Genomic DNA, 19,953 nt, shown 5'->3' on the forward strand with positions numbered 1-19,953 from the left:
TACGCATTTTTAGGCGCATACTACCTAAATGAATTTGTATTTGGATCGTATACATAACCGATACCCTTCAATTTTGTACTTATATCCTCGGAAGATGTACAGAGACTTTTGCAGAGCTCCTCGAAAGATGAGTATTCATCACGAAGAAGTGTATTGATATAGCTCAGTAAGATCACGGGATCGTTTGGTAAACTCATAAGTTCCTCCTTGCCGTTGCGGCGATGCGGGCTTATGCGGGTACGCAGTGCAGAACATACCTTCATAAGCGAAAAGTATCTTGATCATGTATATAATGTAATTTTACTATACAATAGGAAAAGTGATTTGTCAATGATTCTGAAAGTATTAAATTTGTGAATTTTGCGTAAATAAGTATTTACATATATAAATAAAATCATATCCTGAGCAACGTAAAAAGGCAGATAAACCGTGAAATATTCAAAGAAAATAAATGAACATAAATTAATAGCAGTAAGATAATAAATTTTTAATGTTCATAAAAAACACAAACACTGACATTTGTAAAGTGTAAGCGAGCACGGGACTAAACCTATCGGCGAACTATGTGCATTGACAGATGTAAATGTTAAGGCGATACAAAAGCTTTATATTGGCAAACATTGTGCAAAATAGACAGTAATTTAGAGGCTAATTAGGCTAAAATGGAGATAGCATTTTTTTGTGATATATGGTATAATACTTAAGATATGTGAGATATGATATTTTGTCTCATAAATTTTTTATGTTCGACATTGTTACATTTTTCACAGCTATTACACAAGGAGGTCCATTAAATGAATTCAGCTAAATCAACTGTTCCCTTCAAGGGTACTCCAGAGCAGGAGGCTGAGCTCCTCAAGGTCATCGAAGAAAAGAAGAACGACAAGGGTGCTCTTATGCCTATCCTTCAGAAAGCTCAGGAAATTTACGGCTACCTTCCGATCGAGGTTCAGGCAATTATTTCCGACAACACAGGTATCCCGCTCGAGAAGATCTACGGCGTTGTAACTTTCTACGCTCAGTTCTCACTGTATCCAAAGGGAGAGTACACAATTTCTGTCTGTCTCGGTACAGCCTGCTATGTTAAGGGTTCCGGAGATATCTACAATAAGCTTCAGGAAAAGCTTGGAATAGGCGGAGGAGAATGCACACCCGACGGTAAGTTCTCACTTGACGCTTGCCGCTGCATCGGTGCCTGCGGTCTTGCACCCGTCCTCACAGTTAACGAGGACGTTTACGGACGTCTTACTGTTGACGACGTTGACAAGATCATTGAAAAATACGCTTGATTCCAAACATTACCATTTAGGAGGTTAACTTATGAAAACTCTTGAAGAACTCAAGGTTGTCAGAGACAGCATGAAGGGCGAGGTTGCTCTCAGAACACATGGCAATGCTTCTTCAAAATATGAAAGACACGTCCTTGTCTGCGGCGGTACAGGCTGTACATCTTCAGGCTCACCCAAGATCATTGAGGAGCTCGAAAAGCAGTTTGCAGATAAGGGACTTACAGATAAGGTACAGATCGTTAAGACAGGCTGCTTCGGACTCTGCGAGCGCGGTCCTATCATGATCGTATATCCCGAGGGCTCTTTCTACTCACGCGTTAAGGTAGAGGAGATCCCACGTATCGTTGACGAGCACCTCATCGGCGGCAGCCCTGTTAAGGAGTTCCTCTATGAGGAGACAGTCGTAGGCGACGAGATCAAGTCTCTTGACGATACTTCATTCTACAAAAAGCAGCACCGTGTTGCTCTCAGAAACTGCGGTGTTATCAATCCTGAAAATATCAACGAGTACATAGGACGTGACGGTTATGAGGCTCTCGGTAAGGTCCTAACAACTATGACTCCCGAGGACGTTATCCAGACAATCCTCGATTCAGGTCTTCGCGGACGCGGAGGCGGCGGATTCCCAACAGGTATGAAGTGGAAGCTTGCCCGCAACATCGTTCCCAACGCTGACCAGAAGTACGTTTGCTGTAACGCTGACGAGGGTGACCCGGGCGCATTCATGGACCGTTCAGTACTTGAGGGCGACCCCCATGTTGTACTTGAGGCTATGGCTATCGCAGGTTATGCTATCGGCGCAACACAGGGTTATATTTATGTCCGTGCTGAGTATCCTATCGCTGTTGAGCGTCTTAACATCGCTATCAAGCAGGCTCGTGAGAACGGCATGCTGGGCAAGAACATCTTCGGAACAGATTTCTGCTTCGATATCGACCTCCGTCTCGGTGCAGGCGCTTTCGTCTGCGGTGAGGAGACAGCTCTTATGACATCAATCGAGGGTAACCGCGGCGAGCCCCGTCCAAGACCTCCTTTCCCTGCTGAAAAAGGTCTTTTCCAGAAGCCAACTATCCTCAACAATGTTGAGACATATGCTAATATCCCACAGATCATACTCAACGGTGCACAGTGGTTCGCATCAATGGGTACCGAGAAGTCAAAGGGTACTAAGGTATTCGCTCTCGGCGGCAAGATCAAGAACACAGGTCTCGTAGAAGTTCCTATGGGTACTACGCTCCGCGAAGTTATCGAAGAGATCGGCGGCGGTATCCCCAACGGCAAGAAGTTCAAGGCTGCTCAGACAGGTGGTCCTTCAGGCGGATGTATCGATCCTTCAAACTTCGATATTCCCATCGATTACGATAACCTTATCGGTATCGGTTCAATGATGGGTTCAGGCGGACTTATCGTTATGGACGAAGATAACTGTATGGTAGATATCGCTAAGTTCTTCCTCGAGTTCACAGTTGACGAGTCCTGCGGTAAGTGTACACCATGCCGTATCGGTACTAAGAGAATGTGGGAGATCCTTGACAAGATCACAAAGGGCAAGGGAACTCTTGAGGATCTCGACAAGCTTGAAGAGCTGGCTTACCACATCAAGGCTAACTCTCTCTGCGGTCTCGGTCAGACTGCTCCTAACCCTGTTCTCTCAACACTCAGATGCTTCCGTGATGAGTACATCGCTCACGTTGTTGACAAGAAGTGTCCTGCAGGCGTATGTAAGGACCTCCTCAGCTTCGAGATCGAAAAGGATAAGTGTATCGGCTGCGGTATGTGTGCTAAGCAGTGTCCTGCTTCCGCTATCACAAGAACAGATTACATCGCTCCCGGCAAGAAGCTTGCTGCAATGGAGATCGACAAGACTAAGTGCGTGAAGTGCGGTGCTTGTATCGCTACATGTAAGTTCAAGGCAATCATCAAGAAGTAAGCGGAGGAATAGTAATGGAAAATATTACAGTAAAAATCAACGGTGTTGAATTTGAAGTCCCCAAGGGCACTACTGTTCTTGAAGCTGCTCACAAGGCTGGATTTGAGATTCCTACACTTTGCTATATGAAGGAGATCAACGAGATCGGTGCCTGCCGTATCTGCGTTACAGAGGTAAACGAGGGCAGAGGCTTCCGTCTGGTTGCAGGCTGCGTATACCCATGTTCCAACAATATGGAGATCCTCACAAACTCACCAAAGGTCATCGAGTCAAGAAAGAAGACTCTCGAGCTCATCCTTTCAACTCATGACAGAAAGTGCCTCTCCTGCGTAAGAAGCGGCAACTGCGAGCTCCAGAAGCTTGCTAAGGACTACGGCGTTGAGGACGCTACAAAGTATGACGGCGTAAAGAACGAGTACGAGGTAGACAATTCTGCTCCTCATATGTACCGTGACAATAACAAGTGTATCCTTTGCCGCCGTTGCGTAGCAGTATGTGCAAAGACACAGGGCATCGGCGTTATCGGTGCTAACGAGCGTGGATTCAAGACATATATCGGCTCTGCATTCGATATGGGACTGGGCGAGACAAGCTGCGTATCCTGCGGACAGTGTATCGCAGTATGTCCTGTTGGTGCTCTCTCCGAGAAGGACTACACCAAGGAAGTTCTTGCAGCTATCGCTGATCCCGAGAAGACAGTTCTCGTACAGACAGCTCCTGCTGTTCGTGCAGGTCTCGGCGAGTGCTTCGGCAATCCTATCGGCACAAACGCAGAAGGCAAGATGGCAGCTGCTCTCCGCAGACTGGGCTTCGACAAGGTATTCGATACAGACTTTGCTGCTGACCTCACAATCATGGAAGAAGCTACAGAGTTCCTTGATCGTTTCTCAAACGGCGGAACACTTCCTCTTATCACATCATGCTCACCAGGTTGGGTAAAGTTCTGTGAGCACTACTATCCTGATCTTCTCGATCACCTTTCAAGCTGTAAGTCACCACAGCAGATGTTCGGTGCAACAGCTAAGACATACTATGCTCAGAAGATGGGCATCGATCCCAAGAACATCGTTATGGTATCTATCATGCCATGTACAGCTAAGAAGTTCGAGATCGGCAGACCCGATCAGAGCGCAGCAGGCGTACCTGATGTTGACTATGCTCTCACAACACGTGAGCTTGGCAGAATGATCGAGCGCGCAGGTATCCTCTTCAACTCACTTCCCGATGAGAAGTTCGATGATCCGCTGGGTATCTCAACAGGTGCAGGCGTTATCTTCGGCGCTACAGGCGGTGTTATGGAGGCTGCTCTCAGAACAGCTGTATACACACTCACAGGCGAGAACGTAACAGATCTCCCGGAGGTTCGTGGTACTAAGGATATCAAGGAAGCAACATACGACGTTGCCGGCAACAAGGTAAAGGTTATCGTAACAAGCGGTCTTGCTAACGCAAGAAAGGTTCTTGACGATATTAGAGCAGGCAAGTGCGACGCTCAGTTCATCGAGATCATGGCTTGTCCCGGCGGCTGTGTAAACGGCGGCGGTCAGCCACAGGTTCCTATGGGCGTAAGAAACTTCGTTGACATCAGAGAAGAGAGAGCTAAGGTGCTCTACAACCTCGACAAGTCAATGCCTCTCAGACAGTCTCACGAGAACCCTGCTATCAAGAAGGTTTACGAGGAATTCTTCGAGAAGCCCGGCAGCCACAAGGCACATGAGGTTCTCCACACATCTTACGTTAAGAGAAAAGTTAACGAAATATGATAAAAAGCTGAATTCATTAAAGAGCGGACAATTTAGTCCGCTCTTTTTGTTGACATAAGGCTAAAAATGTGGTATAATAGAAAAAATACTATTTTTATTTACAAGGGGGGCGATTTAATGGATAATGTTTGTGAGTTTTGTGCGACAAAGGTCGTAAGAGGAACCCTTGTGACGCCTTATGCGGTTCAGTTTTATCCCGAGGGCGAAGAGATGAAGCTGAAACCAAAGAGAAGTCAGGTCATTTGTGATGCCTGCCCGCAGTGCGGACATATCCAGAATATCAGACTGAAGAATCCCGAGAATATCATGAAGTACCGTTATACCATACTTGACGATTGATATTCGGAATATTCTGAAAAAATTTGCAGATACTGTTTCTGAAAGGAAGTGGTATAATGCAAACAGATCTCAACAAAAGCCGGACCCGCATGAATCTCATGCGGGCCTTTGCAGGTGAGTGCCAGTCACGTCAGAGGTACTATCAGGCAGCGCTTATAGCACAGCAGCAGAAGCTCATAGGAATCGAGCGAATGTTCAGGTTCACAGCCGAGCAGGAGGAACGCCACGCAATGGTGTTCTGGAAGCTTATGAAAGAAGCCGAAGGGCAGACCGTGGACGTTACCGCGGGCTATCCCGCCGATGTATTCGAGGATATCCAGCAGCTTCTTGACGCTTCACAAAAGGAAGAGGACAAAGAGCACATCGTGGTGTATCCCGATTTTGCACGTATAGCCGACGATGAGGGCTTCACGGAGGCGGCACAGAAGTTCCGTGCCATAGCTGAGATAGAGAATGAGCATAAGCAGCGTTTTGCCTATTACGCGGAGCTTTACCGTGAGGGTAAACTCTTCCGCAGCGACGACACACAGCAGCGGTGGATATGCCTTAATTGCGGTCATATCCATGTTGGCAGCGAGCCTCCCAAGGAGTGTCCTGTGTGCAGTGCCGAGCAGGGCTACTTTATCCGCGAGGAAGAAGCAGCTTTTACTTCCTGCTCTATTATTAAAAAGTAGAAAGACGGCTAAGAACGCATATAAAAGTTCAGCCCCGAGGCAATGCCTCGGGGCTGATTCATGCTGTTATCAGTCGGATATTGCGGGTGCACAGCTTTGCATATAGCATTGCCAGCCAAATCAAAGATTTGGGGCACTGCTTAACTGTGCGCCCATACAAGCTAACGGCTCATGGCTGACCTCATATCTGCTGTTTTTTCAGCTTGCGCATGAGTATCAGGAATACTATGAGCTCAACTCCGAATGTGGCAAGCCATGAGATTGCGTAGGAGAGATACAGGCTCTTGATGCTGTGGTACTGTGGTATCCTGAATACAATGTATATCCAGCCAAGACGAATACCAACAACGCCAAGCACAGTAATGAGCATGGGCAGCACGGAGCTTCCCAGACCGCGGATAAGTCCCGTGGTCACATCCATAAGTCCGCAGAGGAAGTATGGTATCATAATGTAGGTCATACGCACCATGCCGTACTTTATAGCCTCTTCAGAGTCAGTAATGTAGATGGACAGCAGCGGCCTGCCGAAGAGCAGAGCTGTGAGCCCCATTGCCATTCCCGTACAGAATACCGCGATAAGACATATCCACATGATTTTTTTGATACGGTCAAGCTTCCCTGCACCATAGTTCTGACCTGTGAAGTTCAGGGAGGTCTGGCTGTATGAGTTCATAGATGTGTACACGAAGCCCTCTATATTCTGAGCAGCGGCGTTTCCCGTGTTAACAACTGGACCGAAGAAGTTTATAGAGGACTGTATTATAACATTGGATACTGCGAAAAGTGAGGACTGTATACCTGCGGGGAAGCCTATCTGTAGAATACGCTTGAGCTGTCTGCCGTAGATGTGGAGCTTTTTAAGATCCAGTCGGCAGGCGTCCTCTCTCTTCATAAGAGCGCGGACTATGAGCAGTCCCGAAAAGGTCTGGGATATAGCCGTGGCAAGTGCAACTCCCGCCACGTCCATATGGAATAATATGACAAAAATCAGGTTCAGTATAACATTGAGGAAGCCTGCGGCGGTAAGGTAGTACAGCGGACTTTTTGTATCGCCTGCGGCTCGGAGAATGGCTGAGCCGAAGTTATACAGCATGCTCGCGATAGTACCGCAGAAGTATATCCTCATATAAGAAGTGGCGAGACTGAGCTGCTCCTTTGGAGTGTCCATAAGTTTCAGGAATGTCTCGGAGAAGAGCAAGCCTACAACAGTGAGCAGGGCTCCGCATATAAGTGCAGTGGGTATGGCAGTATGTACTGTTCTGTGAACGTCCTCGCTCCTTCCCGAGCCGATACCGTGAGCCACGGTAACGCCTGCGCCCACAGAAAGACCGATGAACAGGTTTACCATAAGGTTTATAAGTGCGCCTGTAGCGCCTACCGCGCCAACGGAATTGCTTCCGCAGCACCGTCCTACCACCACAAGGTCTGCGGCATTGAAGAGAAGCTGCAAAACGCCTGTGAGAATGATAGGGATAGTATAAAGAATGATTTTGCTGACGAGAGGTCCCTCGCACATATCCGAGGATTTGCTCTGCATAAGAAAGACTCCTAACTGCCGCTGAGTACTGGAGCGCTGCGGCTGACGCATATGGTCACAAAAAAGCCCCCGAAGGGACTTTTTAATCGTTTGTGTTTTTTCGTATCCTTGCGATCTCCTGATCCTTTTTCCAGAGGAAGCTTATATGAGCCTCCGTGCCGTTCTGTATTCTCTTGAAGTTTTCGATATGTTTGAAGAGAATGACCAGAGCCACAACGGAAAGTATGGTAGTGCCAACAGGGTCTCCCGTAAGCAGTGCATATATCATAGTGAAGATCACCGAGCCTGTAACAGGTACAACGCAGACATAGTCCACGGAGAAGCCAAGCAGCATCTCAAAGCCGAGAAGCAGTACAAATACTATGGGATTGAATGCGAGGATAGTTCCCCCCAGAGAAGCCAGACCTTTTCCGCCGCGGAATCTCATAAGTACAGGGAAGATATGTCCCAGTATGCAGCATGAGCCTGCAAGTATCTTTGCGAACCTGAGCTGAGGGAACAGATAAGCTCCGAGAAGCGAGGCTGCAACAGCCTTGAATATATCGAAAAGAGCAACAAAAAGCCCTGCTTTTTTTCCTACAGTGATAACAGTATTTGAAGCTCCCGCATTGCCTGACCCTCTTTGACGGATATCGAACCCTTTCAGCTTTGATATGATGAAAGCAGGATTGATATTACCGAAGAGATAGCCGATAAGAGCACAGAGAACGAACTGCATAACGACCCCCCCCATTGTATAAAGGCATGATAACTGCCTTGTTAAAAAAATGACTAACCATATCTATAATACTAATATAATATCATATTTCCTTGAAAAAGTAAATACCCATAATGGATTTTTTTGTCGTTATATGGTTAAATAATAAAAATAAATTTGCTGACGTTTCGTTTTTGAAGCTGAAAGCGATTAGTATTAGTGAAAGGGGAAATACCAATAATCATGTACATGAGCAGGAGTGAGATATATGAATGATATTGAATTGCGGCAGATGCTTAAATCTGCACCCGAAAGGGGACAGCGAGCCTTTTACGATAAATACTTCAACTACGTCTATACTATAGTATATGCAAGGCTCAGGTCTTATGCCGAGCCTGAGGATATAGACGAATGTGTGGGAGATGTATTTGCTCACTGCTTCTTCTATTTTGACAAGCAGGAAGAGATAAACGGCGACCTTAAAGCCTTTGTGGCAACCGTTGCACGTAATAAGGCTGTAGATACATACAGAAGAGTAGCGAGGCACAAGGAGCGCAATGTGGCAATGGACGACAATGAGGAGTTCATCTCCGACGAGAACATTGCCGAGACAGCTGAGACTTCGGAGATGCGGCAGCTGCTTTACGATAAAGTGGGTGAGCTGGGCGAGCCCGACTCTACCATAATCATACAGAAGTACTTCTACGGACGAAGCTCAAAGGAAATAGCAAAGATAGTGGAGCTTTCGTCCGATAATGTCCGCGCCAGATGCAGCCGCGCAGTGAAAAGACTGCGTGAGCTGCTGTTACAGGCAGGATTTGCAAGATAGGAGGATAGGATATGAAAGACGAGCTTGATATGATATTCAGCGGTAAGGAAAAAGATATAGAAACTATATCTACGAGGTACAAGGCAGTGGATGACAAGAGAAAAGAAAAGATATATGAAATAAGCAGAAGAAAGTACAATATATTAAAGGCAGGGGAGAGCGAGGAAGAACGCACTGATGACGGATTCACCGTAAGTGCAGAGGGTGTCGAGCGCTATAACCGTCCAAAGCTGTACAGGTATTTTTCAGCGGCAGCGGCAGCGATCGTATTGTTCGGCGGAGTATGCGGCGGCGTACTGCTTTCGCGCTCCTCAAAGATACAGCCCATGAACCCCAGCAGCGACCCAAATGTGACGGCTTCAACTGTTGAAGGTACAACAGATGCGCTTTATTTTGAGGATAATGCAGCTGTGGATAAGCTTCTGGGTAATCTTGAAATGATCCAGAGACCACAGTACCCGACAATTGACTGTGTAGACCTTAGCGATGAGATATACTTCAATAAGGACGAATTCAATGATGTTGCAGGTGACGTTGTAAATCTTACCAAGTATTATTTCGCAGTTACAGATGAAAGACTTGACAGCATGACAGAGGTCAATGACGTACTCAGGGAGACTTTCATCTACGAGACAGCCAACAGCTATCTCGGCGGCGACCTCAGCAGCCACGAAGTTGGCTTCGATTTCAGGGACGATTCAATGGCTAACAAGTACGTAAAGACCTTTATCGAATACAACGGCAGGGTCTACGTGCAGAGTCAGTGCGAGCCAAATGCTTCATACGCATACAACTTTGACGGCATATATAATTTCAGCGGTTATAAGCTTGTTTCCTCAGAGTTTACAAACAGCGGCGAGCTTCTTACAATGAACAGAGTTATGTATGACGAGAATTCCGAGCACGTATCCCTTGAAAAGCTTGTGACCTGCAAGAGAGTATACGAGAGACCTGACGGACAGAGAGTGACAGCAGATATACAGCTCCTTCCCGAGAACGACGTCTGGAAGATAGCCGCATACAATGTTAAACTTCAAAACGACGAAAACGGCACAGAGCATAGTGAGGATAAAGGTCCTGTATTAGACGGAAAAACTGCTGCTGACGCAGAGACGGGAGATCTGCAGCTCCATGAGAATATAATTTATCCAAGCTATGAAGAAGCAGCAGCTGCTTGTGCAGAGATCGAAAATGATCGTGCAAGAGGCGTGTACAGCTTCAATAAGGTAGACGTGGAAAAGTATGCATCAAAAGTACTTGGAGCGTCCGGATTTGATGAACTCAACACTCTTGAAAACAAGAGCTACGTCTATCATTTGCTGCTCAATTCATGCAGATACTTTGATACAGCCGAGCTTACATTCACTATAAACGGCACTTACGGTGCGGATAACTGGAGCAAAAACGAGCATTGTCTGGCAGACAACAAGGGAAAATATATCTACGTGGATTATGAGATGGATGAGCCGGGCTATAATAACCATTTAACGTTATATTCGTATGACGAAAGATGGATAAGCGCAGATAATATTTCAAAGACATATTCAGAGGCACCTTATTTTGAAACAGGTATCCCAGAGAATTATGTTCCCGATAATTACCGCTATATCGACTGGTATGACTCTGATGGCGTCATACAGAATTACGGAAACTATTCTGATATAGTATTCGGACAGTTAGGACAGGACTGCCTGTATACGAATACTTCTTATATCCATAATTTTGATACATGGTATATTGCGGGAACCGAGACCATACTTGGCAGACAGTGCGCAGTTATCAGCATCGATAACGGTTATTATACTGCCGAAAAATATGTTGATCTCAGAACAGGTATAGTTCTGAAGTATTCAGAGCGTGCAATAAGCAGCGGTGATGCTGATGATATACGTTCAATGGAAGTATCGAGCATAAATATCGACCAGCCTTTGGATTATATATACTTTGATCCCACAGGCTATACCGATGAGTCATACAATTAAAGAATGCAAAAAATCCCCTTTGCATAAGCAAAGGGGATAGCTTTTGTATTAAAGTAAGTTTATGAGCTCATCGTGGACATCTTTCAGTCTGTCATCTGAGAGACCGAAATCCATAGCCTTGTAGTTCCATGCTGCTCTGCCGATATCGTGCTTTCTGAAAACGGCATTGATAGTTCTGTACCACTTTATGGTATCCTCGGGAGATACAACGTCGATACAGCCGTACTCACCGCAGTAAAGACCGCTTCCGTGCTTTTCAGCCTTGGCGATAGCTGTGGAGAAGAGCTCCTCAAAGTACTCCTCGGAGGTAACGCTTTCCTCGAAAGCCATACGCTCCTCGGGAATGATATCTGTAGTCCAGTAAGCTCCCTGATGTGTGAACTTCAGAGGCTCATAGCAGTGCATATTGTAGAAAACGTTCTCGTCGTAAGGCGCGTCCAGATACTGAACCGTAGCAGCACTGTTGTTCCAGTAGCTTCCCACAAGAATGAGAATGTTGGGAGCTATTTTTCTTATCCTGCGGATACACTCATTGGCTATCCTGTTCCATGCACCGATGAAATCTGCATCAGTGACCTCATTGAGAAGCTCAAAGGCTACATTTGGAGTAAGTGAGCCGTAGCGTCTTGCCACCTCTTCCCACAGGCGGTAGAAGCGCTCCTGATACTCCTGACTGTCGAAGAATCCGCTTTCATTTTCAGCGTAATAGTCAAAGGAAAAGCCTGCGGTCTTGTGAAGATCGAGAATGAGATTGAGACCGTTTGCCTTGCAGGCGTTAACAGCCATATCAAGGTAAGCAAAGCCCTCCTCGCTGAAAGAGCCGTCCTCGTTTTCAAGTATATTATAGTCAAATGGGACACGGATATGGTCTAAGCCCCATGAAGCAGCGATTTTAAAGTCGTTTTCAGTAATAAAGGTGTCCAGGTGCTCTTTTTCGTAATTGCACTGTGAAAGCCAGCCGCCAAAGTTTACGCCCTTATTGAATCCGATCATTTTTTTCATGCTGATCGCCTCCTTTAATGAGAGTATAGCATATTTCATGCAGAAACTATACTTGTTTTATGTGAAAAATAATAAATTCATGATGTACGAGATAAAATTAAAGATAATAAAAAACCTGTATCCGAAGATACAGGTATGGCGCGGATTGAGAGATTTGAACTCTCGCGCCGGTTTCCCGACCTACTCCCTTAGCAGGGGAGCCCCTTCACCACTTGGGTAAATCCGCAAACCGACGAGCGAGAAGCTCACCGATAAAAAAATTGGCGGAGAGGGTGGGATTCGAACCCACGTGACCGTTAAGTCAAACGGTTTTCAAGACCGCCTCGTTATGACCGCTTCGATACCTCTCCATTTTTTACTGCCGAATTAATCAGCTTTTATATTATACCACGGTGAGCGGCAGTTGTCAAGGAAAAATAAAAGAAAATCGTAACGATAAATTTTCAACATTTTTAAGCATAATATACAATGGGAGATGTTGATAAAAAACTGTTCGACGGAAATAAAAAATTCTTGTAAAATTTTTCGGTAAAAATGATTTTTTTGAAAGAATATACTTTACATTATTATAAAATTAGTGTAAAATATACTATAGATATTTTTTTGTGAGGTGCTTATATGGAACCAAAGTATAAACGAATTTTATTAAAGGTCAGCGGCGAGGCTCTGGCAGGCGACAAGAAAACAGGTCTCAACTATGACGTAGTTACAGAGATATGTGAGAGCATAAAGAAGTGCTCCGATGCAGGTGCTCAGGTAGCAGTAGTAGTCGGCGGCGGTAACTTCTGGAGAGGCCGTTCAAGCGGAGCTATGGACAGGACCCGTGCAGACCATATCGGAATGCTGGCAACAACAATGAATGCACTTGCACTTGCAGACGTACTGGAGTCTCTCGGCTGTGTTGTCAGAGTTCAGACAGCACTTCAGATGGCTGCTATCGCAGAGCCCTATATCCGCAACAGAGCTGTAAGACATCTGGACAAGGGAAGAATAGTTATCTTCGGCTGCGGTACAGGAAACCCCTTCTTCTCAACAGATACAGCTGCTGCGCTTCGTTCGGTTGAGATAGAGGCGGATATTCTCCTCAAGGCAACTCTTGTTGACGGTGTATACGATAAAGACCCCCACAAGTATGACGACGCAAAGAAGTACGACACTCTTACTTTCTCACAGGTCATCGGCGAGGACCTCGGCGTAATGGACAGCACAGCTGCTGCTATGTGCCGCGACAATCACATGAAGATGCTGGTATTCGATCTCAGCCGTCCCGATAACATATATGATGCTGTTATGGGTGCTGACATCGGAACCGTTGTATACGAAGACTAATACCGAAAGGAATGAACAACAATGAAAGAACAGCTTAATATCGCTAAGGAAAAAATGAACAAGAGCCTTAATGCTCTCGGAAACGAATTTGCTTCTATCCGTGCAGGAAGAGCAAACCCGGGCGTACTCGATAAGGTAATGGTAGATTACTACGGAGCTCCCACACCTGTCAATCAGATGGCAGCTATTTCCGTATCAGAGGCAAGAATCCTTGTTATCCAGCCATGGGATAAGTCAACACTCAAGCTTATCGAAAAGGCTATACAGGCTTCCGACATCGGTATCCAGCCTGTAAACGACGGAAACGTTATCCGTCTTGCATTCCCTCAGCTCACTGAGGATCGCCGTAAGGAGCTCTGCAAGAGCATCAAGAAGTACGGCGAGGAGTGTAAGGTAACTGTTCGTTCTATCAGACGTGATACTATGGAGAAGTACAAGACAATGAAGAAGAACTCCGAGATCACAGAGGACGACCTGAAGGACTGCGAGAAGAAGGTTCAGGATCTCACAGACAAGATGTGTGCTGACGTTGATAAAATGGTAGCAGACAAAGAAAAAGAGATCATGACAGTATAATTGGTGAAATATGGCATTATTCGGAAAAAAAGATAAAACTGGATCGGAGGAGCTCGTACTGCCCGAGAAGCTTCCCGACCATGTAGCATTTATCATGGACGGCAACGGCAGATGGGCAAAAAAGCGCGGACTGCCCCGTTCACTGGGACACCGTGAGGGAGCTAAGAACTTCCGTACTATCGTCCGTCACTGCAAGGATATCGGACTCAAGACCATAAGCTTCTACGCTTTCTCAACCGAGAACTGGAAGCGCTCGCAGGAAGAGGTAGGCGCTCTCATGAACCTTTTCCGTGACTATCTTGCAGACGTTAGAAACTTCCTCAGCGAGAATACAAGAATGGTGTTCCTCGGCGACAAGAGCGCCTTTGCTGACGATATCCGCGAGAAGATGGAAAAGCTGGAGGCTGACTCCGCAGACTACGACGAAATGACCATTCTCATGGCTGTAAACTACGGCGGCCGTGACGAGATAACTCACGCTGCGAAGCTTCTTGCACAGAAGGCTGCAAACGGTGAGATTAAGCCCGAGGATATAAACGAGCAGGCTGTTTCCGATAACCTCTACACAGCAGGCTATCCCGACGTTGACCTGCTTATCCGTCCAAGCGGCGAGCAGAGAATATCCAACTTCCTCATATGGCAGTGTGCATATGCGGAGTTCTACTATACCGACGTTCTCTGGCCTGACTTTACTCCCGAGGAGCTTGACAAGGCTATCATCGAGTTCGCAAAGAGAAACCGCCGCTTCGGAGGTGTCTGATGCTTACTCGCATTATTTCGGGAGCAGTCGGCGTTGTACTGCTGGGTATCGTACTTTGCTTTCATGCTACTATAGTGCTCCCAATTGCGGTTGCAGCAATTATCGCAGTAATGCTCTTTGAGCTTCTCCGCGCGGTGAAGCTCCACAAGTGTATCCCGATACTTCTGGCAGCAGAAGCCTGCGGCATAGCCGTTCCGCTTCTGTACGGCTATTTCCATAAAGCAAAGGACGTTCAGTACTATCTGACAGATTTCAGGATGTACGGCGAGAATACAATAATAGACCCTGCGTATACTCTTTATGTGTTCTGCGCAGTTCTCCTTGCAGCCTTTGTTATCTTCATCACATGGCTGAAAAAACACAAGGAGATACGCTATGAGCAGGTATTCTTCGTACTTGCGGTCATGGTGCTTGTTCCGCAGGCAATGACGACTATGATACGCATCGAGCGTCTCGGTAAGCCCATGCTGATAGGAAGCACCTATACAGTCAGCGGACTTTTCCTGCTCGTTATGGGACTGTGCGGCGCATGGATAGCAGACACGGGAGCATACTTCACAGGCGTGGCTATCGGCAAGCACAAGCTCTGCCCCGAGATAAGCCCCAAGAAAACTATCGAGGGACTTGTTGGCGGTATCGTTACTACAGCTGTTGTCTATGCCATTGCATTCTCGGCATACTACGGCTTTACTGCTAAAAGAGCAGCTATCGCTTTTGCGACGGGAGCTGTATGCGCAGTAATCGGCACAGTCGGCGATCTTTCCGCTTCTATGGTAAAGCGTCAGATAGGCTTCAAGGACTACGGAAAGATAATGCCCGGACACGGCGGACTTATGGACCGCTTTGACAGCGTGCTTTTCGTGCTGCCTACATTTTATGCATTTATCGCCTTATTCGGCGTACAGTGATATTTCTGAAACGGACTATTCACGGATAGTCCCTTTCGCATTTTATAAAGGACTTTTGTCTTAATATCAATCGGGAAGTTATTTCCGCGAAAAGGGGAAAATATAATGAATAAAACAGTGTCGATACTTGGTTCCACAGGCTCTATCGGTACGCAGTCATTAGAGGTCTGCGAGAAGCACGGACTCAGGGTCGCAGCACTTGCCGCACACAGTAGCATTGAAGCTCTTGAGCAGCAGATAAGACGTTTTCGTCCTGCCTATGCATGTATCTACAACGAGGAGAAGTACGGCGAACTGAAACGCCGAATCTCCGACCTCGATGTAAAGCTCTACAGCGGCATGGAGGGACTTTGCAGGCTGGCTTCTCTTGACGAAGCTGATATCATTCTCAATTCCGTTGTGGGTATGGTGGGACTTCTGCCCACTCTTACAGCCATTGACGCAGGCAAGGACCTTGCCCTTGCAAACAAGGAGACCCTTGTGGCAGGCGGCGAGCTGGTAATGGACGCAGCTGCGAAAAAGGGCGTGAAGATCTATCCCGTTGACAGCGAGCACTCGGCTATATTCCAGTGCTTACAGGGCAACAAGCGGGAGCAGCTCAGCAAGATAATCCTTACGGCTTCGGGAGGCCCCTTCTTCGGCAGGAGCTACGACGAGCTTAAAAATGTAACAAAGGCTCAGGCTCTCCACCACCCCAACTGGGAGATGGGCAATAAAATCACCATCGACTCTGCTACACTTATGAACAAGGGACTTGAATTCATTGAGGCGAAATGGCTCTTTGACCTTGCTCCCGAACAGATAGAGATCGTGGTACACCGCCAGAGCGTAGTCCACTCAGCAGTTGAGTACAACGACTACTCCGTAATTGCTCAGATGGGCGTTCCCGATATGAAAATACCGATACAGTATGCTCTGCTCTATCCGAACCGCATGAGCTGTCCTACGGGAAGACTTTCTCTTACAGACTATGGAAAGCTCACCTTTGAGAAGCCCGACTACGACACATTCAAGTGTCTGTCTGCGGCTATCGAGGCTATCAGGCGGGGCGGAGCTTATCCCTGTCTGGTAAATTCAGCCAACGAGGAAGCAGTCAAGGCATTTCTCCATGACGAGATAAGCTTCATAGAGATAGGCGAGACCGTATCATCGGTGCTTGATAAGTTCGAGCCCTCGGAGATAAAGAGCTACGATGACGTTATGAAAGCCGATACTGCGGCAAGAGCATACGTAAGGGAGCGCATCGCAGCGAAATAAGCTGCATTAAGAAAGGAACAGGCAACATGGGTATTATTATTGCGATACTTATATTCGGACTGATAGTTACAGTCCATGAATTCGGACATTTTATATGCGCTAAGCTCAGCGGCATAAAGGTGCTGGAGTTCTCTGTGGGTATGGGTCCCAAGCTTCTCCAGAAGCATAAGGGCGAGACCAAGTATTCTCTGAGAGCTCTGCCTATAGGCGGCTACTGCGCAATGGAGGGCGAGGACGCCACCAACAGCGACCCGAGAAGCTTCCGAAATGCAAAGCTCTGGAAGCGTATGGTAGTCCTTGTGGCAGGAGCTGCAATGAACTTTGTACTTGGGATCGTTATGCTGATGATACTTGTCTGCATGATGGATCAGGTACCCACAACTACTATAAAGGGTTTCAGCGGTCAGCGCAACGATGACGGCACAGTGACATATTTTGCCGCAAGCTATGAGTCCGGACTTCGTCACGGTGACAAGCTTATTTCTATTGACGGTACAAGGATATACAGCACTCTCGACCTGAACTATATCTTTGATTCAATAACAAGCAATGAGGGACACAAGGTGGTCGTAAAGCGTGACGGCAAAAGGCTTACACTCAATGATGTGTTCTTCGAGGATAAGGCTGAGGGCGGCGGAGTTATCGACTTCGGCGTTGTATACAAGGATAAGAATCCTCTTACTGTAATAAAGGGCTCGGGAGACATATTCATGTCCATGAGCCATATTGTCGGTCTTTCACTGAAACAGATGATGACAGGACAGCTCAATAAGGAAGATGTATCGGGACCTGTAGGTGTCGTAACAGCTATCAGCGAGCAGACCAAGGACAATGAGTCCATTGCTGACGCTATCTACAAGATAATCTATATGACAGCCCTTATCACCATCAACGTTGGTATATTCAATCTTCTTCCTATACCCGGACTTGACGGCGGACGTCTTCTCTTCTGCTTCATCGAGCTCATACGCCGCAAGCCCGTAAAGCCAGAGCATGAGGGCTACGTTCACCTTGCAGGCATGGTGCTCCTCTTCGGAGTTATGATATTCGCAACCTACAACGATATAGCAAGACTTATTACAGGAGGATAAGATGCCTGATATCTGCTTATTGGGAACAGGCGGGATGCTGCCCTTAAAGGACAGATTCCTTACCAGCCTGTATGCCGAATACAACGGAAAGGCAGTCCTTATCGACTGCGGCGAGGGCACACAGGTAGCCATTGCAAAGCACGGGCTGAAAATGAGTAAGATAGAGCTTCTGCTCATTACTCACTGCCATGCAGACCACGTTACGGGACTTCCGGGACTGCTGCTCTCCATTGGAAACAGCTCCCGCACCGAGCCCCTTGATATAGCTGCTCCCGAGAGCTGCCTGTCCGTAATAGGCAGCCTTATGAGCGTCTGCGGTGCTCTGCCCTATGAGGTAAGGCTCCACGGACTTCCCGAGGATAAGCCTTATGAGTTCGCGGCTGAGATGATAGACCCAATGCTGAAAATAAGGACTCTGCCCCTTTCCCACAGGGTATCCTGTCTCGGCTACAGCCTTTCACTTGAAAGAAAGCCTGAGTTTCAGCCACAGAACGCCAAAGCTCTTGGTATCCCCGTGGAGTACTGGAAACGGCTTCACGCAGGGGAGACAGTGACACTCAGTGACGGCAGGAGCATTGCTCCCGAGGCTGTTACGGGAGAAAAGCGCCCTCCCATAAAGATAACCTATACGACTGATACTCTTCCCATAGCGGAGCTGAAAGATCTTGCCGAGAGCTCCGACCTTTTTATATGCGAGGGTATGTACGGAAGCTCCGACAAAAAGGAGTCCATGAACGAGAAATGCCATATGCTCATGCAGGACGCCTGCAGTATAGCGGCGGCAGCAAATGTGAAGCGGCTGTGGCTCACCCATTACAGCCCTGCGGAAAAGGAGCCCTCAGTTTATGAGGAGGAGCTTCGTGAGATATTCCCACAGGTCACTGTTACTGAGGACGGAGCTAAAATAACATTATGATTAGGAGAAGTATTATGAGAAATGTCAGACCTGTTAAGGTAGGGGACTGCGTCCTCGACGGAAAACATATATACATTCAGTCCATGCTGAACATGCGCTCGGACGATATCGAGGGCAGCGTAAAGCAGGCTGTTGAGCTTGAAAAGGCAGGCTGCGAGATAATCCGCGCAGCTATTCCCAACATGGAAGCTGTAAAGCTTATACCTGCTATCAAGGAAGCAGTGAAGATACCTCTCGTTGCGGATATACATTTCGACTACAAGCTGGCTATCGAGTCAGCAGCAGCAGGAGTTGACAAGATACGCATAAACCCGGGAAATATCGGCGGCATGGACAGAGTAAAGGCTGTAGTTGATGCCTGCCGTGCAAGGAATCTGCCTATCCGAATCGGCGTTAATTCGGGCTCTCTTGAAAAGGAGATACTTGCAAAGTACGGCTCTCCGACACCTGAAGCTCTTGTTGAGAGCGCTATGGGACACGCTGCTATGCTGGAGCATTTCGACTTCAACGATATCGTTATTTCTATAAAGTCCTCGGACGTAAACAAGATGATAGCTTCATACAGGCTTGCCGCTCAGAAGTGCAATTATCCTCTCCACCTGGGCGTTACCGAGGCAGGTACTGAGAGAATGGGACTTATCAAGTCCGCTATCGGTATCGGCTCGCTGCTCTGCGACGGTATCGGCGAGACTATCCGTGTATCCCTTACCGATGACCCTATCCGCGAGATAGCAGCTGCCAAGGATATACTAAAGAGTATCGGCAAGCGTGGCGGCGTAAGGATAGTATCCTGTCCTACCTGCGGCAGAACACGTATCGATCTTGTGGGAGCTGCCAAAAAGGTGGAAGAAGCGGTCAAGGACATGGACAAAGACATAACAGTAGCGGTTATGGGCTGTATAGTCAACGGCCCCGGAGAAGCCCGTGAAGCCGATGTGGGGATCGCAGGCGGCGAGGGCTGTGCTATCATCTTCAAAAAGGACGGCTCACAGCGCAAGATAAAGGAAGAGGACATCGTTCCCGAGCTTCTTGCAGAGATAGACAAGCTCTGATAGTCCTTTCCAAAGTGTATAT

19 protein-coding genes and 2 tRNA genes are annotated in these 19,953 nt (G+C 47.2%); 15 read left to right on the plus strand and 6 right to left on the minus strand.

Annotated features, from left to right (window positions below):
- Window positions 1-20: 20 nt before the first annotated feature.
- The gene (locus N774_RS18605) at window positions 21-197 is read right to left on the minus strand and encodes a DUF4250 domain-containing protein (RefSeq protein WP_080770389.1); all 177 of its coding nucleotides are present in this window, start codon (window positions 195-197) and stop codon (window positions 21-23) included.
- 597 nt (window positions 198-794) lie between these two features.
- On the opposite strand from N774_RS18605, the gene N774_RS0100150 reads away from it, so the two are divergent.
- The 5 genes from N774_RS0100150 to N774_RS0100170 all read left to right on the plus strand — a co-directional run bounded on the left by N774_RS0100150 (window position 795) and on the right by N774_RS0100170 (window position 5,995).
- On the plus strand, window positions 795-1,289 hold the full coding sequence (locus N774_RS0100150; RefSeq protein WP_024859289.1) for a complex I 24 kDa subunit family protein: 495 nt from the start codon (window positions 795-797) through the stop codon (window positions 1,287-1,289).
- Between the two features lie 70 nt (window positions 1,290-1,359).
- On the plus strand, window positions 1,360-3,219 hold the full coding sequence (locus N774_RS0100155) for an NADH-quinone oxidoreductase subunit NuoF (RefSeq protein ID WP_051463417.1): 1,860 nt from the start codon (window positions 1,360-1,362) through the stop codon (window positions 3,217-3,219).
- Window positions 3,220-3,233: 14 nt separating this feature from the next.
- Window positions 3,234-4,982, plus strand: a complete 1,749-nt coding sequence (locus N774_RS0100160) for an NADH-dependent [FeFe] hydrogenase, group A6 (RefSeq protein ID WP_024859291.1) — start codon at window positions 3,234-3,236, stop codon at window positions 4,980-4,982.
- Between the two features lie 117 nt (window positions 4,983-5,099).
- Window positions 5,100-5,321 (plus strand): hypothetical protein, encoded by a 222-nt coding sequence (locus N774_RS0100165; protein WP_024859292.1) that lies wholly within the window; start codon window positions 5,100-5,102, stop codon window positions 5,319-5,321.
- Between the two features lie 89 nt (window positions 5,322-5,410).
- Window positions 5,411-5,995: a rubrerythrin family protein gene (locus N774_RS0100170; protein WP_242836529.1), complete on the plus strand. Its 585-nt coding sequence runs from the start codon at window positions 5,411-5,413 to the stop codon at window positions 5,993-5,995.
- Window positions 5,996-6,176: 181 nt separating this feature from the next.
- On the opposite strand, the gene N774_RS0100175 is transcribed toward N774_RS0100170, so the two are convergent.
- Both N774_RS0100175 and N774_RS0100180 read right to left on the minus strand, forming a co-directional pair.
- The gene (locus N774_RS0100175) at window positions 6,177-7,532 is read right to left on the minus strand and encodes an MATE family efflux transporter (protein WP_024859294.1); all 1,356 of its coding nucleotides are present in this window, start codon (window positions 7,530-7,532) and stop codon (window positions 6,177-6,179) included.
- 82 nt (window positions 7,533-7,614) lie between these two features.
- On the minus strand, window positions 7,615-8,250 hold the full coding sequence (locus tag N774_RS0100180; protein ID WP_024859295.1) for a glycerol-3-phosphate acyltransferase: 636 nt from the start codon (window positions 8,248-8,250) through the stop codon (window positions 7,615-7,617).
- Between the two features lie 247 nt (window positions 8,251-8,497).
- Here N774_RS0100180 and N774_RS0100185 point away from each other — a divergent pair, with 247 nt between their 5' ends.
- The gene (locus N774_RS0100185) at window positions 8,498-9,058 is read left to right on the plus strand and encodes an RNA polymerase sigma factor (protein ID WP_024859296.1); all 561 of its coding nucleotides are present in this window, start codon (window positions 8,498-8,500) and stop codon (window positions 9,056-9,058) included.
- Between the two features lie 11 nt (window positions 9,059-9,069).
- Entirely contained in the window at window positions 9,070-11,040 is a 1,971-nt protein-coding gene (locus tag N774_RS0100190; RefSeq protein ID WP_024859297.1) for a hypothetical protein, read from the plus strand.
- Between the two features lie 48 nt (window positions 11,041-11,088).
- On the opposite strand, the gene N774_RS0100195 is transcribed toward N774_RS0100190, so the two are convergent.
- From N774_RS0100195 to N774_RS0100205, 3 genes are all read right to left on the minus strand, one after another.
- Window positions 11,089-12,042: a glycoside hydrolase family 5 protein gene (locus tag N774_RS0100195; RefSeq protein ID WP_024859298.1), complete on the minus strand. Its 954-nt coding sequence runs from the start codon at window positions 12,040-12,042 to the stop codon at window positions 11,089-11,091.
- A 136-nt stretch (window positions 12,043-12,178) separates the two neighbouring features.
- Window positions 12,179-12,268: transfer RNA gene (locus N774_RS0100200), tRNA-Ser, on the minus strand.
- 35 nt (window positions 12,269-12,303) lie between these two features.
- Window positions 12,304-12,392, minus strand: a tRNA-Ser gene (locus N774_RS0100205).
- A 268-nt stretch (window positions 12,393-12,660) separates the two neighbouring features.
- On the opposite strand from N774_RS0100205, the gene pyrH reads away from it, so the two are divergent.
- The 8 genes from pyrH to ispG all read left to right on the plus strand — a co-directional run bounded on the left by pyrH (window position 12,661) and on the right by ispG (window position 19,931).
- Window positions 12,661-13,371 carry a UMP kinase gene (pyrH, locus tag N774_RS0100210; RefSeq protein WP_024859299.1) on the plus strand — a complete coding sequence of 237 codons (711 nt, stop codon included), beginning with the start codon at window positions 12,661-12,663 and terminating at the stop codon, window positions 13,369-13,371.
- A gap of 21 nt (window positions 13,372-13,392) precedes the next feature.
- Window positions 13,393-13,947: a ribosome recycling factor gene (gene frr / locus N774_RS0100215; protein ID WP_024859300.1), complete on the plus strand. Its 555-nt coding sequence runs from the start codon at window positions 13,393-13,395 to the stop codon at window positions 13,945-13,947.
- Between the two features lie 10 nt (window positions 13,948-13,957).
- A complete protein-coding gene (gene uppS / locus N774_RS0100220) occupies window positions 13,958-14,707 on the plus strand; it encodes a polyprenyl diphosphate synthase (protein ID WP_024859301.1) in 750 nt (249 codons plus the stop codon).
- Entirely contained in the window at window positions 14,707-15,615 is a 909-nt protein-coding gene (locus N774_RS0100225) for a phosphatidate cytidylyltransferase (RefSeq protein WP_024859302.1), read from the plus strand. Before uppS ends, N774_RS0100225 begins: the two co-directional genes overlap by 1 nt.
- 105 nt (window positions 15,616-15,720) lie before the next feature.
- Window positions 15,721-16,872, plus strand: a complete 1,152-nt coding sequence (locus N774_RS0100230; RefSeq protein WP_024859303.1) for a 1-deoxy-D-xylulose-5-phosphate reductoisomerase — start codon at window positions 15,721-15,723, stop codon at window positions 16,870-16,872.
- 26 nt (window positions 16,873-16,898) lie between these two features.
- A complete protein-coding gene (locus N774_RS0100235) occupies window positions 16,899-17,963 on the plus strand; it encodes a M50 family metallopeptidase (RefSeq protein WP_024859304.1) in 1,065 nt (354 codons plus the stop codon).
- 1 nt (window position 17,964) lies between these two features.
- On the plus strand, window positions 17,965-18,879 hold the full coding sequence (locus tag N774_RS0100240; protein ID WP_024859305.1) for a ribonuclease Z: 915 nt from the start codon (window positions 17,965-17,967) through the stop codon (window positions 18,877-18,879).
- Between the two features lie 14 nt (window positions 18,880-18,893).
- Window positions 18,894-19,931, plus strand: a complete 1,038-nt coding sequence (gene ispG, locus N774_RS0100245; protein ID WP_024859306.1) for a flavodoxin-dependent (E)-4-hydroxy-3-methylbut-2-enyl-diphosphate synthase — start codon at window positions 18,894-18,896, stop codon at window positions 19,929-19,931.
- Window positions 19,932-19,953 lie beyond the last annotated feature (22 nt).

Origin of the sequence: Ruminococcus flavefaciens AE3010 (assembly GCF_000526795.1) — a bacterium.
Classification (GTDB): domain Bacteria; phylum Bacillota; class Clostridia; order Oscillospirales; family Ruminococcaceae; genus Ruminococcus; species Ruminococcus flavefaciens_D.

What these genes read in the sequence shown, in the direction of transcription:
- frr (WP_024859300.1), top strand. Translation starts at nt 13,393, where the DNA reads ATGAAAGAACAGCTTAATATCGCTAAGGAAAAAATGAACAAGAGCCTT.
- N774_RS0100155 (WP_051463417.1), top strand. Translation starts at nt 1,360, where the DNA reads ATGAAGGGCGAGGTTGCTCTCAGAACACATGGCAATGCTTCTTCAAAA.
- N774_RS0100185 (WP_024859296.1), top strand. Translation starts at nt 8,498, where the DNA reads ATGAATGATATTGAATTGCGGCAGATGCTTAAATCTGCACCCGAAAGG.
- N774_RS0100180 (WP_024859295.1), bottom strand. Translation starts at nt 8,250, where the DNA reads ATGCAGTTCGTTCTCTGTGCTCTTATCGGCTATCTCTTCGGTAATATC.
- ispG (WP_024859306.1), top strand. Translation starts at nt 18,894, where the DNA reads ATGAGAAATGTCAGACCTGTTAAGGTAGGGGACTGCGTCCTCGACGGA.
- N774_RS0100225 (WP_024859302.1), top strand. Translation starts at nt 14,707, where the DNA reads ATGCTTACTCGCATTATTTCGGGAGCAGTCGGCGTTGTACTGCTGGGT.
- N774_RS0100175 (WP_024859294.1), bottom strand. Translation starts at nt 7,532, where the DNA reads ATGCAGAGCAAATCCTCGGATATGTGCGAGGGACCTCTCGTCAGCAAA.
- N774_RS18605 (WP_080770389.1), bottom strand. Translation starts at nt 197, where the DNA reads ATGAGTTTACCAAACGATCCCGTGATCTTACTGAGCTATATCAATACA.
- N774_RS0100170 (WP_242836529.1), top strand. Translation starts at nt 5,411, where the DNA reads ATGAATCTCATGCGGGCCTTTGCAGGTGAGTGCCAGTCACGTCAGAGG.
- N774_RS0100160 (WP_024859291.1), top strand. Translation starts at nt 3,234, where the DNA reads ATGGAAAATATTACAGTAAAAATCAACGGTGTTGAATTTGAAGTCCCC.
- N774_RS0100165 (WP_024859292.1), top strand. Translation starts at nt 5,100, where the DNA reads ATGGATAATGTTTGTGAGTTTTGTGCGACAAAGGTCGTAAGAGGAACC.
- N774_RS0100230 (WP_024859303.1), top strand. Translation starts at nt 15,721, where the DNA reads ATGAATAAAACAGTGTCGATACTTGGTTCCACAGGCTCTATCGGTACG.
- N774_RS0100150 (WP_024859289.1), top strand. Translation starts at nt 795, where the DNA reads ATGAATTCAGCTAAATCAACTGTTCCCTTCAAGGGTACTCCAGAGCAG.
- N774_RS0100190 (WP_024859297.1), top strand. Translation starts at nt 9,070, where the DNA reads ATGAAAGACGAGCTTGATATGATATTCAGCGGTAAGGAAAAAGATATA.
- pyrH (WP_024859299.1), top strand. Translation starts at nt 12,661, where the DNA reads ATGGAACCAAAGTATAAACGAATTTTATTAAAGGTCAGCGGCGAGGCT.
- N774_RS0100195 (WP_024859298.1), bottom strand. Translation starts at nt 12,042, where the DNA reads ATGAAAAAAATGATCGGATTCAATAAGGGCGTAAACTTTGGCGGCTGG.
- N774_RS0100235 (WP_024859304.1), top strand. Translation starts at nt 16,899, where the DNA reads ATGGGTATTATTATTGCGATACTTATATTCGGACTGATAGTTACAGTC.
- uppS (WP_024859301.1), top strand. Translation starts at nt 13,958, where the DNA reads ATGGCATTATTCGGAAAAAAAGATAAAACTGGATCGGAGGAGCTCGTA.
- N774_RS0100240 (WP_024859305.1), top strand. Translation starts at nt 17,965, where the DNA reads ATGCCTGATATCTGCTTATTGGGAACAGGCGGGATGCTGCCCTTAAAG.